The organism is Streptomyces sp. SID4985, from assembly GCF_009863025.1.
Taxonomy (GTDB): domain Bacteria; phylum Actinomycetota; class Actinomycetes; order Streptomycetales; family Streptomycetaceae; genus Streptomyces.
Genome location: NZ_WWIR01000321.1, coordinates 19,677 through 33,499 on the forward strand (window position 1 = coordinate 19,677; position 13,823 = coordinate 33,499).

13 protein-coding genes, 1 tRNA gene and 1 pseudogene are annotated in these 13,823 nt (G+C 67.6%); 6 read left to right on the plus strand and 9 right to left on the minus strand.

Going from position 1 to position 13,823, the window contains the following annotated elements; translation table 11 throughout:
- Positions 1-3 precede the first annotated feature (3 nt).
- On the minus strand, positions 4-756 hold the full coding sequence (locus GTW40_RS13515) for a hypothetical protein (protein WP_161180417.1): 753 nt from the start codon (positions 754-756) through the stop codon (positions 4-6).
- A 405-nt stretch (positions 757-1,161) separates the two neighbouring features.
- Between GTW40_RS13515 and GTW40_RS13520 the strand changes: the two genes are divergently transcribed.
- Entirely contained in the window at positions 1,162-1,812 is a 651-nt protein-coding gene (locus tag GTW40_RS13520; RefSeq protein ID WP_161180418.1) for a hypothetical protein, read from the plus strand.
- A gap of 362 nt (positions 1,813-2,174) precedes the next feature.
- On the opposite strand, the gene GTW40_RS13525 is transcribed toward GTW40_RS13520, so the two are convergent.
- Both GTW40_RS13525 and GTW40_RS13535 read right to left on the minus strand, forming a co-directional pair.
- Positions 2,175-2,408 carry a hypothetical protein gene (locus GTW40_RS13525; protein WP_161180419.1) on the minus strand — a complete coding sequence of 78 codons (234 nt, stop codon included), beginning with the start codon at positions 2,406-2,408 and terminating at the stop codon, positions 2,175-2,177.
- A gap of 650 nt (positions 2,409-3,058) precedes the next feature.
- Positions 3,059-3,694, minus strand: a complete 636-nt coding sequence (locus GTW40_RS13535; protein WP_237525498.1) for a SocA family protein — start codon at positions 3,692-3,694, stop codon at positions 3,059-3,061.
- A gap of 735 nt (positions 3,695-4,429) precedes the next feature.
- Here GTW40_RS13535 and GTW40_RS13540 point away from each other — a divergent pair.
- A complete protein-coding gene (locus tag GTW40_RS13540) occupies positions 4,430-5,047 on the plus strand; it encodes a nuclease-related domain-containing protein (protein ID WP_343245687.1) in 618 nt (205 codons plus the stop codon).
- Here the strand turns inward: GTW40_RS13540 and GTW40_RS13545 are convergent.
- Both GTW40_RS13545 and GTW40_RS13550 read right to left on the minus strand, forming a co-directional pair.
- A pseudogene (locus tag GTW40_RS13545) lies at positions 5,048-5,385 on the minus strand (UTRA domain-containing protein); the annotation flags it as partial.
- 50 nt (positions 5,386-5,435) lie between these two features.
- A tRNA-Gly gene (locus GTW40_RS13550) sits at positions 5,436-5,509 on the minus strand.
- Between the two features lie 259 nt (positions 5,510-5,768).
- On the opposite strand from GTW40_RS13550, the gene GTW40_RS32630 reads away from it, so the two are divergent.
- From GTW40_RS32630 to GTW40_RS13560, 3 genes are all read left to right on the plus strand, one after another.
- A complete protein-coding gene (locus GTW40_RS32630) occupies positions 5,769-5,939 on the plus strand; it encodes a hypothetical protein (protein WP_237525499.1) in 171 nt (56 codons plus the stop codon).
- A gap of 142 nt (positions 5,940-6,081) precedes the next feature.
- Positions 6,082-6,657 (plus strand): dCTP deaminase, encoded by a 576-nt coding sequence (dcd, locus tag GTW40_RS13555; RefSeq protein WP_161180422.1) that lies wholly within the window; start codon positions 6,082-6,084, stop codon positions 6,655-6,657.
- A 2-nt stretch (positions 6,658-6,659) separates the two neighbouring features.
- A complete protein-coding gene (locus GTW40_RS13560) occupies positions 6,660-7,169 on the plus strand; it encodes a phosphoribosyltransferase (protein WP_161180423.1) in 510 nt (169 codons plus the stop codon).
- 49 nt (positions 7,170-7,218) lie between these two features.
- Here the strand turns inward: GTW40_RS13560 and GTW40_RS13565 are convergent, their stop codons facing one another.
- The 3 genes from GTW40_RS13565 to GTW40_RS13575 form a co-directional block, all read right to left on the minus strand.
- The gene (locus GTW40_RS13565; RefSeq protein ID WP_161180424.1) at positions 7,219-7,980 is read right to left on the minus strand and encodes a hypothetical protein; all 762 of its coding nucleotides are present in this window, start codon (positions 7,978-7,980) and stop codon (positions 7,219-7,221) included.
- A 179-nt stretch (positions 7,981-8,159) separates the two neighbouring features.
- The gene (locus tag GTW40_RS13570) at positions 8,160-9,116 is read right to left on the minus strand and encodes a Yip1 family protein (RefSeq protein WP_161180425.1); all 957 of its coding nucleotides are present in this window, start codon (positions 9,114-9,116) and stop codon (positions 8,160-8,162) included.
- Positions 9,117-9,239: 123 nt separating this feature from the next.
- Entirely contained in the window at positions 9,240-10,715 is a 1,476-nt protein-coding gene (locus tag GTW40_RS13575) for an FG-GAP-like repeat-containing protein (protein ID WP_161180426.1), read from the minus strand.
- 255 nt (positions 10,716-10,970) lie between these two features.
- Here GTW40_RS13575 and GTW40_RS13580 point away from each other — a divergent pair, with 255 nt between their 5' ends.
- On the plus strand, positions 10,971-11,315 hold the full coding sequence (locus tag GTW40_RS13580; RefSeq protein ID WP_161180427.1) for an antibiotic biosynthesis monooxygenase: 345 nt from the start codon (positions 10,971-10,973) through the stop codon (positions 11,313-11,315).
- Positions 11,316-11,414: 99 nt separating this feature from the next.
- Here GTW40_RS13580 and GTW40_RS13585 read toward each other — a convergent pair whose 3' ends face one another.
- Positions 11,415-13,682 carry a (Fe-S)-binding protein gene (locus GTW40_RS13585; protein WP_161180428.1) on the minus strand — a complete coding sequence of 756 codons (2,268 nt, stop codon included), beginning with the start codon at positions 13,680-13,682 and terminating at the stop codon, positions 11,415-11,417.
- Positions 13,683-13,823: the final 141 nt, after the last annotated feature.

Below are 13,823 nucleotides of genomic sequence, written 5' to 3' on the forward strand. Positions count from 1 at the left end.
GGGTCAGAAGGGCGGTTCGAGATCGCCGCGGCCATCGCTGTGCGGCCCCCGGTCCTCGGCCTTCTCCATCTCCGAAAGAGGCTCCGGACCTGGCGGATGGTGGCCCCATGCTTCGAGGGCCCTCCACGCGACGCGACGGTTGGGGTCGTCGCCGCTGGTGTCCAGGACACGCCGCGCGTGCACGGCGAGGTGGTCACGGTGCGCGGCGAGCGCGGGATGTTCGGCGAGGAGGAGCGCGGCGACGGCGGCGGCTTCGAACACCTCCTCGTGGCTGTCCTCCAGGAAGGGCGCGACGGCCCCGTAGAGCATCGGGCGCAGGTCCCGGAAGGCCGCCACGGTGGTGCCGCGGGTGAGGAAGCCGGGGACGTACTCCTCGTTGCGGGCGACGATCTCGTCGGAGGCGTCGTGAAGCGTGGAAGCCAGCCAGCCCAGCAACGTCGCGCGGAGGGGGCTGTCGCGATAGGGCCGCCGCGTCATGGCCGCCGGGTGGGCGAGGATGCCGGCTACATACATGGCGGCGGGGCCGGTGGCTTCGTAAATGGTGTTCTGATGGCCGACCAGCTCCCCCAGCTCCCACAACGTGGTGACCTGAACCCTGGGATCAGGCTCCAAGAGCCGCGTCAGCACCTCGGGAAGCTCCACACCGGACCCGAAAGCCGTCTGAAGCGAACCCCAGTCGGTCTCCGCCAGGACCACCTGGCAGGGCGGCAAGTCAGCCTCGCGGGGCGCCCCGGCAGGAAAACGGCTGTGGTTCACGGACCAAACCTAGACCGGACGTCAGCAAAAAGGCCCGGGTCGATGACCTGGGCCTTTGTCGTGGAGCGGGTGACGAGAATCGAACTCGCGCTCTCAGCTTGGGAAGCTAGGCTCTTCTGGCGGGAGTTGCTGCACTGAGCTGCGGCGAAGTGGCGAAGCGGCTTGCCTGACCGCCGGCTTGGTCCCTCGGTTCCCCGTGGTTCCCCGCACGATCTAGCACGGTTGTGGCACGGGTATCGGACGCTGCGGTTGCGACAGCGAGCCTCCGGATCGATCAAGCGCTGAAGAGCAGCAGATACAGCGAATGGCGGCCTCCGCCCAGCACTATCGGCGACCATGGGACGATCCGAAGAGGTTGTACGAGAGGCATCAACTCATCGGGCGCGAGCCACACGGGAGCTGACAGTGGACCCTCAAACGACCGGGGCGCTTCTCGCTGGCGGATTTGCCCTTGTGGGCAGTTTCGGAGGCGTGCTCATCAGCGGAAGCCTTGCTCGACGCGCGGATGAGAGACGTCTGGCGGCAGAAGACGAGCGTCGCTGGCTGACTGATCGGCGGGCGAGCTACTCAAGCTATCTTGGGCTTGCCGAGTCGATGTTGAAGGAGATCGACAGTGTGGCGGCCTTCTTGTCGTACGACGGCGAGCAGCCGATCGCCGACGACGACGAGGAGTTGATCGTCGAGGGGTTGGCTGACTACCTTGTGAAGTGGGACGAGGCTCTTCAGCCAGCGTTGGGAGAGGTGGAACTGCTGGCAACCCCGGGGGTGGCAGATCTTGCGGGCAGGGTGTCGGGCGCGCTCCTGGAATTGACTAGCTATGTCGAGACTCGACGTGCGTTTACGGAGTACTACCCATCCTGGTTCCAGGCCCAAGACCTGGTGGAGGTGCTGAAGAACGCCATGCGCGTCGAACTCGGTGTTTCCGCAACGCTCCGGGACGCGACGCTCGGCCGTCGGTCGGCAGAGTGGCCCTGGCTCCCTGACCGGCCACCTCGTGAGGCCTATTTCCAAGGGCACAGTAGACATGACTCACCGAGGCCTAGCGGCTCGCCCTGACGGCCGGCCGCTCAGTAGCCGTCGCCACGTCGGCCAAACTGGCCGGAAAACCGTCTTGGCAGCGATGTCACCGTGGGTTCAAATCCCATCGCCTCCGCACTGTGAGCAGCGAGAACAGCCCCTGACCTGGATGCTTCGGGCGGGGGCCGTTCTCGGGTCCGCGCGCTGTGGCTGCCCGCTGTTCCCCGTGGTTCCCCGCTCGATCGGGCACGGTTGGGGCACGGCCACCTTCTGATCCTTAGCTCTATGCGGATCCGGTCACGGGAGGTCGTAACGGCTGCCCTTCGTCTGCACCTGGACGCTGCCGGTCGGGGCCAGTTGCTGTGGTTGCGGTAATTCTCTGCTGTACGAGTGACGTTGTCTCACGGGTTCCGGATGAACAGACCCCAGCCCATCGCCCAGCTCTCTTCGCAGGTCGCATCTCGGATGAGCCTGTCTATCGAGAGGAACTGTGTCCCCTCGCCAGGCTGCCACCGAGCAGCCATGCACTCCTCGCACTCCAGCACGAGACGATCCGATTCGACATCGACGCTGAAGACGATCAGGCCATTCGTGCACGTGCGGCACTCCAGGCCGCTGACGAATGGTTCAGCCACCGCACCTCCCCCTCCTTGGCTGCTAGGAACCCCTCCAGCGTCCTCGCTGGTTCGAGGTCCGGCCTCATCCTTATCAGGTCGATCACAGACCCCCTGGAGGTCAGAGGGAGCCTAGCCTGGCGTCGGTGTGATGGCCGCTCAGGATCGTTCCCGTCCGGCCCCGTTCGCCCCTGTTGGTGTCAGCCGTTGATGTCAGCGAAAGGAGACACCATTGACAGCATCGATGACAGACCCAAGGAAGCCTACTGACGAGCGGTCAAGCTCCGTTACTGTCCAACATGCCCAGGTATTGGGCTAGCCGGACCTGCACCTGGGAAAGCAAGCGACCCTCGATGGTGCCGAGCCGATCACCCAGCTTGTCCTTCATCAGAGGTTGGATTGCCGGCACCCGCACCCAGCACTTCTTGAGGACGCCCCCCTGCCCTTGGGCAAGTTGGATGTCATACCGCGTCCTACGGCTGGTCGAGCTTGAGATAGGACAGACGAGCACAAAGGGCCACTCGACGTCACTATTAGTGGTCGGTCCGGTCACAACAAGAACCGGACGCCGCGTTTCGTGCAGCTGACGGTCCTCGTCGGGGATGAGCCGAAGCTTGTCATCAGTGACGTAGTAGACGCCACCCGAGTAAACAGGAACGATCATGCGGCTCTCAGTCACCGTCCAGCATTTCGCCGGTGGCTTCCTTACGTAGCTCCGAGAGGGCGTCGATGTCTTCTGCCAGATCCTCGACAGCGCCGACTTCATCCTCGAGCGCTGGCATGGTGAGGGCAATGGCGCGCAGGCTTTGCAACGCAGGCTCAAGGTCAGGGAACGGCTCTCCCCCTGTCAGATCGAGGCGCACCTCCCTGCGCCCCAGCTTCTGCGCCTCCACCATGGGTGGCGTTTGGTAGGTCAGGTCTTTGAGCTGCGTGGCAGAGAGCTGCCCCTTTTCAGAGACGATCCGCTCGACGATCTCGGCGAACTTCTCATCGATCTCGACCTGAGGGGTCTCCGTGACCAGCACAAGCCGAACCTCTGGCGAGCCGAAGTAGTTGGTCGTCTCGCTGACACGCACGACGCCAGCAAGCTCAAGGTCGCCTTCGATCGCCCGCAAAACATCGCTGTACGGACCGAAGTGGCGCCATCGCCACTCAACGCCACTACCAGGGGCACACCCCTGCTGCACAGCTTGGAGGTCAGCGAGATACAGCAGCTTGGCAAGCTTGGTCCGATTGACCAGCACACCGCTGGCGCGAGCAACCCGCAGCAGTTGCACCACTGCTGCCGATGTCCCTCGCATCGTCATCGCCACACCCCCAGACGTACCACTGTAGAGGGTGAAGCGCCTCTCTGCGCCACCCACCAGACACAGGAAACACTCAAAGTGACATCCGGACGACTTAAGGTAATCACCTTTACGGTCCATGCACTTACCCCCGCGTAACATGATATCCGAACGGACGTTCGCATGCCAGATTTTTGACACTTCCCCGGCTCGCGAATCCGGCACGTCCGCCGGCGCACGTTCCGCGTCGATGTTGTGTTACCCGTTAAACGTTGCGACTCCCCATCAAGTTTCAGATCGCCCTTAAATGACCGAGTTTGCGGGAGTGTGCTGCACTACACCGCAGCGTCATCACCCCCTCAACCCACCGCTCTCCTCAGCTCCCGTCCCGTACGCCATGGGCCGCGTCTGCTCGGCTCTGCCTGGGTCGATGGCGTACGGGATGGGAGCACTCCGCCCCCGCCACTACGGACCCGCGGTCGGGAACGGCGCTCCTCTCCCCCGGTGCCGGCCGATCCCCCGCCGGAGGCATTGCCTTGACCGGTGCCCGCTCTATGCGGTGATCGCCTCATGGCTGCCGGCCCTATCCACATGTGGGCGCGCAGCGGAGCCGGGAGCGCGCCCGGCGGAGCGGAGCGCAGCCGGGGCTTGATGAGGTAGAGAAACCTGTAACAGCTCCTGGCTGATCTGGTCCTGGGCAGTGAAGCCGCCTCCGTGGTCGTCTTGCAGCAGCGCAGCGACATGTGAGGGGGCAGGGTGCAGCCGTTACCGGAGGACTTGGCGCGGAATCGGCCGGGCGACGCGGTGCGCCGCAAGATCTGCGAGCTACAGCCGAACCCCGTGTTGAGACTGATTGACTGGTGGCGCCCCCATTCGGAGATCTCCGGTTGGGTGTCCGGCCTCAAGGGCGAACAACTCACCGCCAGACGGCTCAAGAGACTTCGCGGCCACGGCTGGCTCACCCTTCACGCAGTCCAGTGGGCCACCGGTACGGACATCGACCACCTCGCCATCGGGCCGGCCGGCGTCTTCTCCATCAATTCCAAGCGGCACCCGGGAAAGACCGTCTGGTACGGCGACAGGGCCGTCACCGTGAACCGCGTTCCCACCCGCCACATTGCCGCCAGCCAGTCCGAAGCCCGCAAAGTCGCGCGCGTCCTGGCCGTGCACTGCGGTTTCGAGGTACCCGTGCGGCCCGTGATCTCCGTCGTGCACGCGGCGAAGCTCACCGTCAAGAGCGCCAACCCGCCGGTGCTCGTCCTGGAGGTCGACCACCTCGACCGGGTGCTGTCCGGGCTGACACCGACCCTCTCGATCGATCAGGTGTCCCGCATATACGAGGTGGCACGACGCGCTCGAACCTGGTCAGGCTGATCAGGCGTCGAAGTCGTACTCCAGGATGTACGAGGCAGCGTCCAACGTCATTTCGTTCACCTCGACGGGGCGCCCTTCGTCCGTGAACGCGGTGCGGCAGATGAGGGTGACCGGTGTGCCTGCGGACATGCTCAGCCGTGCGGCCTCGTCCTTCGACGGCATCCGGGAGCGGACTTTCTCGCGGAAATGTGGTCCGGAACCGTCTCCCCGGACACAGTCACCTGGTCGACTTCCAGAGCGCAGCTCTCGATGTCCGCGGCCCGGATAGACCGCCCGCTGCCCCACTACTCTCGGGACACCCGCTGGATACCTCGGCGTCGAAGCGTACGGAAAGCTCGTCGGGCCGTGGCAGCAAAAAGGCCCCGGTCGATGACCTGGGCCTCTTTCATGGAGCGGGTGACGAGAATCGAACTCGCGCTCTCAGCTTGGGAAGCTGATGTTCTACCATTAAACTACACCCGCGTAAGTCGGACATATCGGCCAAATCGCCTCGACGTCCGAACGCCCGCTCACTGTACCCCATCCCCCGCTCCGGGTGCCTCGGCCTGTGCGTGTCGGGGGCGTATCGCGGTGCGGGGGCGCGCAGTTGGGGCGTACCGTGGGGTGCTCGGAGAGGGCTCGGGTGGGGGCGGAGTGCCGCCTGGAGGGGCTTCCCGGTCATCCCGTAATGTGCCTTTTGTCGTCGGGGTTGATGGCCCGACGAGGCTCCTGGGGAAGGGACTTGAGGGACTTGATGGAACGCACCGTCGTCCGCTGCGTGGACGGCCACGTCTTCAGCACCGCTTCGTTCCCGATGCAGCAGGCCGAGCGGCTCGGCCCCGGCCGGCTTCTGCGGTGCCCGCGGTGCGCCCGGCTCCGCAGCGTCGTACCGGTCACGCTCGAGAAGCGGTAGCAAGCAGCAGCGAGAGAACAGCAGGGAACCGGCGTGAACGCGCGGCCATCTCCGTCCCCCGGAGGTGGCCGCGTCGCGTAGCCGCCCCGTACACGCTCGCCACGATTGTCCGCCCCCCGCGCCCCTTGCGTATCCTCGGGACGTGCTTCTCTCAGACAAGGACATCCGGGCCGAGATCAATGCCGGACGGGTGCGGATCGATCCCTACGACGAATCCATGGTGCAGCCGTCCAGCATCGACGTGCGGCTGGACCGCTACTTCCGCGTGTTCGAGAACCACCGGTACCCCCACATCGACCCCTCCGTCGAGCAGGCCGACCTCACCCGGCTGGTGGAGCCCGAGGGCGACGAGCCCTTCATCCTGCACCCCGGTGAGTTCGTGCTGGCCAGCACGTACGAGGTCATCTCGCTGCCGGACGACCTGGCCTCCCGGCTGGAGGGCAAGAGCTCGCTCGGGCGCCTCGGCCTCGTCACGCACTCCACCGCCGGGTTCATCGACCCCGGCTTCAGCGGACACGTGACCCTGGAGCTGTCCAACCTCGCCACCCTGCCGATCAAGCTCTGGCCCGGTATGAAGATCGGCCAGCTCTGCATGTTCCGGCTCAGCTCGCCCGCCGAGCACCCCTACGGCAGCGAGCGCTACGGCTCCCGGTACCAGGGCCAGCGCGGCCCGACCGCCTCGCGGTCCTATCTCAATTTCCACCGGACCCAGGTGTGAGCATGAGCGACGTGCGGGAGAACCTGACCTACGAGCGCTTCGGCGAGGCCGTCCGCGAGCTGGCGCAGACCATCGCGGACGACGGCTACGAGCCGGACATCGTCCTGAGCATCGCCCGCGGCGGCGTCTTCGTGGCCGGTGGCCTCGCCTACGCCCTGGAGTGCAAGAACATCCACCTGGTGAACGTGGAGTTCTACACCGGCGTCGGCACCACGCTGGAGATGCCGGTCATGCTGGCGCCCGTGCCCAACGTGATCGACTTCTCCGACAAGAAGGTCCTGATCACCGACGACGTCGCCGACACCGGCAAGACGCTCAAGCTGGTGCGGGACTTCTGCCTGGAGACCGTCGCCGAGGTGCGCACCGCCGTCGTGTACGAGAAGTCGCACTCGCTCGTGAAGTGCGAGTACGTCTGGAAGCGCACCGACGCCTGGATCAACTTCCCGTGGAGCGTGCTGCCCCCGGTGCGCAGGCGGGGTGAGCCGGTGACGCCGTCCAAGGACGCCCTCTGAGCCCGGCCGGGGGTCGTCGGCCAGGCTCGGAGGACCGCGTACGGCTCGGTCAGGCGCGGCGTACCTTCACGCCGTTCGCCTCGAAGTCGTAGACGTTGTTGTTGATGCGCAGGCCGTCGACCGCGCCGGTCCACAGGTGGTCGCGGCCCTTGCCGACGGCCGCCGTGTAGATGAGCGGTGCCGCGCCGCCGTCGTTCAGCGAGGCCTTGACCTGCGCGAACGTGCAGGGGGCGGCCTGCGTGCAGGCGGTCTCGCCGCCCGTGAGGAACCAGGTGCCGGTGGTGGTGGCGTCCAGGTAGCCGCTCCAGCGGCCGGTCGTGGTGACCGGGCCGGGCACCCACACCAGCGTGGAGTAGGTGTCGCCGGGGTGGGCGGCGACGTTCGGGTTGATCTCGAACTTGATGTTGGGCAGGTTCCGGTCGCCGCCGTACGAGACGTTCTCGCCGGTCTGGAAGACGCGGAAGCCGACCTGGGTGAGGCCGAGCACCGGGTTGCCGTAGAAGTCGACCTCGTTGCCGAAGTCCACCTTCTCGCTGGGCGGGGTCAGCGAGGTGGAGTTGTCCGCCACCTCGATGCCGAGGCTGCCGGTGCCGAAGGGTGGGCGGGCGGCGGCGCCGGTGACGCCGAACGAGCCGTAGGGGCCCTCCCGCAGTGCGGCCACCGGCGAGCCGATGGTGTTGCGGGTGATCACACCCCAGTGGTCCGCGCTGCTTCCGCCCCCGGTGCCGCCGGCGGCCGTGGCCGGTATCTGGAGGGCCGTCGCGGCGAGGGTGGACAGTGCGGCGATCGTGAGCGCCTTTGCGCGGCTCACGCCAAAGCGAGCTTTCACACTCACTCCCTGATTCGTGTCGACGAAGAGGCACGCACCGGCTCCTCGGCCGGTGCGGCGTTCTCAACGTATCGGGAGATAAAGGGACATATGAGATCTGCATATGCCGGACGGGTGTCTGCCGTACGGGTGTTTCCCGGGCACGTGTCCGCGCGTCGGACTCAGAACGTTCCGAGCTTCACGATCGACAGCAGCGCGATCAGCTGGATCGCGGACGCGCCCAGCGCCTTCGGCCACGGCAGGTCGTGGGAGCGGGACACCATCAGCGTCAGCAGGGCACCCGCGCCGAGCCAGGTCGCCCAGCCGATCGCCTGGACGAAGCCCGCGTCGCCGCCCGCGAACATCGCGAAGACGAGCCGGGGCGCGTCCGTGAGCGACATGATCAGCATCGACAGGCCGACGGTCGGCTGCCAGTTGCCGTTGCCGCCGAGCTGACGGGCCAGGGTGTGGGTGACCACGCTCAGGACGAAGATGCTGAGCACCATCGCGACGGCCGTGACCAGCACGATCGGGATGGCGTTGGTCAGCGTCGCGCCGATGGCGTCCGCGCGGGCGCCGTCGAAGCCGAAGACCGCGAGCAGGCCGTAGAGGAAGGTGACGATGAGGGCGGGGCCCCACATCGTGTAGTCGCGCATCCGCAGGAAGGTCTGGTTCGGGGACACGATGATCCCCTTCAGCAGTTCCTTCCAGTGCAGCGGCGGGCCCGTCGGGCCGGAGGGCTCGGCGGCACCGGCGTGGTAGGTGTCGCCCTGGGTGTAACCGGCCGCGTCGTCGATCGAGAACGCCTGCGTGTGGCCCGGGTTGTCGGCCGCGTACGGGCTGTGCGGCGCCGGGGGCCCCGGGTGGTGGCCGCCGTCGCCGAAGTACTCCGGCCCGTCGGCGGGCTGTCCCGGGTAGCCGTACGAGGGGCCGCCGGGGCCCGGCTGTCCCGGCTGTCCCGGGCGGGGGTACGCCTGCTGCTGCGGGTACGTCGGGCCGCCCTGCGGGTAGCCGTAGGACGGTCCCTGCTGTCCGTGGCGCGGGGCGGGGTTGCCGCCGTACGACGGGCCCTGCGGCGCCTGCTGTCCCTGCGGGGAGCGATTTTCGTGGTCCCCGCGTCCGATCCTGAATCCAGCCACCCGTCGAACGTACCTGGTCCGGGGCGGTCGCGGGCCGGGCCCAGGGGGCTGGGCCCGGCTTTGCGGCCGACCTGTGACATCCCCTAAGGGGCCGTCAGGGGGGAATCGGGGATGGCCGGGGTTTCAGTTGGCGAAGTTGCTGCCGAGCTGCGGGGTGCCGGAGGCGGAGATGCCCAGGTTGCCGACGCCGGTGAAGCGCGAGCCGGTGACGGTGATCTTCTTGCCGGTGGACGGCAGGTAGGTGATCGAGCCGTCGCCGCCGTTCTCGGTGGAGCCGACGACCAGGTCGGCCTTGCCGTCGCCGTTGACGTCGTCGAGCTTGACGTCCATGCCGAAGCGGTCGGCCTTCTCGTCGTTGTCCGGGACGCCCGCGGTGCTCTGCGCGAAGGACTGGGCGCCGGAGGCGGTGTTCACCCCGGCCTTGGAGCCGTACAGGACGGTGACCATGCCCGCGTCGGCGGCCGTGCCGATGTCCTCGAACGGGCTGCCGATCGCGATGTCCTGGTAGCCGTCGCCGTTGACGTCGCCGAGGTCCAGGTCCCAGCCGAACTGGTCGCCCTTCTCGGAGGCGCCGGGGACGTTGCCGGTGTCCTGGTTGATCATGGCGGTCCGGGCGGGGCCCGAGGCGGACCCGTAGGTGATGTTGACACGGCCGCCGGTGGAGGAGTCGGGGATCGGCGTCCCGTCGGACAGCTTGGCCCAGTCCCAGCCGGCGCCGCTGACGATGTCGCCGTAGCCGTCGCCGTTGATGTCGCCGATGCCGGTGACGATGCCGGACCGCAGCTTCTTGATGGAGGACGAGGACAGGCCGGTCGCGGTGCCGGGCAGCCAGTAGTTGGTGTTCCAGCCGTAGGCGGTCTTGGTCTCCCAGCCGTTCACGATCAGGTCGGTGCGGCCGTCGCCGTTGACGTCGCCCGCGGTGAGGTTCATCGGACCGGCGTCGCTGGCCGCCAGGACGGGGACACCCACGGTGGTGCGGCTCACGGCCGTACCGGCGGTGTTGAAGCCGCCCCGGTAGACGTAGAGGACGGAGGCCGTGCTGCCGACGACCAGGTCGGCGCGGCCGTCGTGGTCGAAGTCGCCCGCGGCGAGGGTGCGGCCCCACTGGTCGTGGGAGCCGGGGGCCGGGTCGGCCACGGTCACGCCCTTGCCGGTCAGACCCGTCTTGGAGCCCCACAGCAGGGTGACGGTGCCGCCGTCGGCGTCGGAGCCGACCTTCTCGTGCGGGGTGCCGACGACGAGGTCGTCGTAGCCGTCGCGGTTGAAGTCGCCGTACGCCAGCGCGTACCCGAACTTGTCGCCCGCCTCGGCGGTGTCGGGGACGTTCGCGGAGTTCTGGCTGAGGGTGATGTGCTTGGCGCCGCTGACGCCGGAGGCGGTGCCGTACAGGACGGAGACCTGGCCGGCGTCCTTGAGGCCGGCCACGTAGCCGCCGGGGGCGCTGGTGGCGATGTCGCCGTAGCCGTCGCCGTTGAAGTCGGCGCGCGCGACCCTGACGGAGTCCGCGGCCGTGGCGGGCGCGGCGGCGACGGTGAACAGACCGCCCGTCAGCGCGGCGGCGGTGGCCGTCGCGAGGGCGAGCCTGTGAGGTGCGTACATGCGGTTTCTCCTGCGGCATACAGGGGACGCCGGGTCGGGCATCCGCAGTCGGCTGAAGCCGCCGCCCGCTTCCCCCTCGGTCCGCCCAAGGGGGTGTGCGAGGCGGTCGGCGATCATGAGACCGGCCTCAAGGCGCAAGGGTTGTACGTGAGTTCGGGAAAAGTTCGGGCTGCGGTGACCGGCGGGGCCGAGAGGGTGGGCGCGGTCGCCGGTGTCGGGGGCGCGTGGCGGTTGCGGCGGGGGCAGGATGGGGGCATGAGCGTAGTCAAGATCAATGTGCTGACCGTTCCCGCCGAGCAGCGGGAGGTGCTGGAGAAGCGGTTCGCCTCGCGGGCCCACACGGTGGAGAGCTCGGACGGGTTCGAGTGGTTCGAGCTGCTGCGGCCGGTCGAGGGGACCGATCAGTACCTCGTCTACACCCGCTGGCGCGACGACGCGGCCTTCCAGGCGTGGATGGAGGGGCCGATGAAGGCGGCCCACCAGGGGACCGGCGGTGGCTCCGGTGGCGGCGAGGGCGGGGAGAAGCACCGGCCCGCGGCGGCCGGTTCGACGCTGTGGTCCTTCGAGGTGGTGCAGCAGGCGGCGCCGAAGGAGGCGTAGTTCCTTCCCGGCGTTCTTCCCGGCGGTGAGGTGCTGCCGCTGATACGACAAGGTGCCCCCGGCCGGCAGTCGGCTGGGGGCACCTTGTCGTCGTACCGCTTACTTCACCGGCTCGGGCTCCGGCTCGTTGGCGGGCTCGTCGTCCTCGGCCGGGTCCACCGGGGTCTTGACGGACTCCAGCAGCAGCTGGGCGACGTCGACGACCTTGATGGACTCCTTGGCCTTGCCCTCGTTCTTCTTGCCGTTGACCGAGTCGGTCAGCATGACCAGGCAGAACGGGCAGGCGGTGGAGACGATGTCGGGGTTGAGGGAGAGGGCCTCGTCGACGCGCTCGTTGTTGATGCGCTTGCCGATCCGCTCCTCCATCCACATCCGCGCGCCACCGGCGCCACAGCAGAAGCCGCGCTCCTTGTGGCGGTGCATCTCCTCGTTCCGCAGGCCCGGGACCTTGCCGATGATCTCGCGCGGGGGCGTGTAGATCTTGTTGTGGCGGCCCAGGTAGCAGGGGTCGTGGTACGTGATGAGGCCCTCGACCGGGGTCACCGGGATCAGCTTGCCCTCGTCCACCAGGTGCTGGAGGAGCTGGGTGTGGTGGATGACCTCGTAGTCGCCGCCGAGCTGCGGGTACTCGTTGCCGAGCGTGTTGAGGCAGTGCGGGCAGGTGGCGACGATCTTCTTGGCGGACTTGGGCTTCTTGGTGCTCTCGTCCTCGTCGTCCTCGCCGAAGGCCATGTTCAGCGCGGCGACGTTCTCCATGCCGAGCTCCTGGAAGAGGGGCTCGTTGCCGAGGCGGCGGGCGGAGTCACCGGTGCACTTCTCGTCGCCGCCCATGATGGCGAACTTGACGCCCGCGATGTGCAGCAGCTCCGCGAAGGCCTTGGTGGTCTTCTTGGCGCGGTCCTCCAGGGCACCGGCGCAGCCGACCCAGTAGAGGTACTCGACCTCGGACAGGTCCTCGATGTCCTTGCCGACGACCGGGACCTCGAAGTCGACCTCCTTGGTCCACTCCAGGCGCTGCTTCTTCGCCAGGCCCCAGGGGTTGCCCTTCTTCTCCAGGTTCTTGAGCATCGTGCCCGCCTCGGACGGGAACGCGGACTCGATCATCACCTGGTAGCGGCGCATGTCGACGATGTGGTCGACGTGCTCGATGTCGACGGGGCACTGCTCGACACAGGCGCCGCAGGTGGTGCAGGACCACAGCACGTCCGGGTCGATGACGCCGTTCTCTTCCGCGGTGCCGATGAGCGGGCGCTCGGCCTCGGCGAGGGCGGCGGCGGGAACGTCCTTGAGCTGCTCCTCGCTCGCCTTCTCCTCACCCTCCATGGTCTTGCCGCCACCCGCGAGCAGGTACGGCGCCTTGGCGTGGGCGTGGTCGCGCAGCGACATGATCAGGAGCTTCGGCGAGAGCGGCTTGCCGGTGTTCCACGCGGGGCACTGCGACTGGCAGCGGCCGCACTCCGTGCAGGTGGAGAAGTCCAGCAGGCCCTTCCAGGAGAACTGCTCGACCTGGGAGACGCCGAAGACGTCGTCGTCACCGGGGTCGGTGAAGTCGATCGGCTTGCCGCCGGAGGTCATCGGCTGGAGCGCGCCGAGGGCGGTGCCGCCGTTTGCGTCCCGCTTGAACCAGATGTTCGGGAACGCGAGGAAGCGGTGCCAGGCGACGCCCATGTTGGTGTTGAGCGAGACGACGATCATCCAGACGAACGAGGTCCCGATCTTGATCGTGGCGACCAGGTAGACCAGGTTCTGCAGGGTGCCGACGCCGAGCCCCTTGAAGGCGAGGACCAGCGGGTACGAGGCGAAGTACGCGGCCTCGTAGTGGCCGACGTGGTGCAGGGCGCCTTCCAGGCCGCGCAGGGTGTAGATCGCGAGGCCGATGGTGAGGATGACGTACTCGACGAAGTACGCCTGGCCGGACTTGGAGCCCGCGAAGCGGGACTTGCGGCCGGGGCGGGAGGGCAGGCTCAGCAGCCGGATGACCATGAGCACGGCGATGCCGAGGATCGTCATCACGCCGATGAACTCGATGTACAGCTCGAACGGCAGGAAGTCGCCGATCAGCGGCAGCGTCCAGTCGGCCTTGAAGAGCTGGCCGAAGGCCTGGGCGAGCGTGGGCGGCAGCGTCAGGAAGCCGATGGCCACGAACCAGTGGGCGATGCCGACGATGCCCCACCGGTTCATCCGCGTGTGACCGAGGAACTCCCGCACCAGGGTCACGCTGCGCTGGTACGGATTGTCGGTCCGCGTCCCGGCGGGCACGGGCTGGCCCAGTTTGAAGTACCGGACGAACTGACCGACGGCGCGGGCCAGCAGCGCGACGCCGATCACGGTCAGGACCAGCGACACGATGATCGCGGCGAGTTGCATGAGGGGCTCCTGAGGCGGCCTCGAAATTACTAAGCGGTAACTTATGCAGTCCGTCTGAGACTACCCCCATCTTCCGTCGCGATGCAGCCGCGCGCGGGGTGACGTGGATCGCTGAGGGTTGCCTTTCCCCTCCCGGGGGGT

Bases quoted from the DNA above. Each gene is read 5' to 3' on its own strand.
- GTW40_RS13585 (WP_161180428.1), bottom strand. From the start codon at position 13,682: ATGCAACTCGCCGCGATCATCGTGTCGCTGGTCCTGACCGTGATCGGC.
- GTW40_RS13575 (WP_161180426.1), bottom strand. From the start codon at position 10,715: ATGTACGCACCTCACAGGCTCGCCCTCGCGACGGCCACCGCCGCCGCG.
- GTW40_RS13580 (WP_161180427.1), top strand. From the start codon at position 10,971: ATGAGCGTAGTCAAGATCAATGTGCTGACCGTTCCCGCCGAGCAGCGG.
- GTW40_RS13560 (WP_161180423.1), top strand. From the start codon at position 6,660: ATGAGCGACGTGCGGGAGAACCTGACCTACGAGCGCTTCGGCGAGGCC.
- GTW40_RS13535 (WP_237525498.1), bottom strand. From the start codon at position 3,694: ATGACGATGCGAGGGACATCGGCAGCAGTGGTGCAACTGCTGCGGGTT.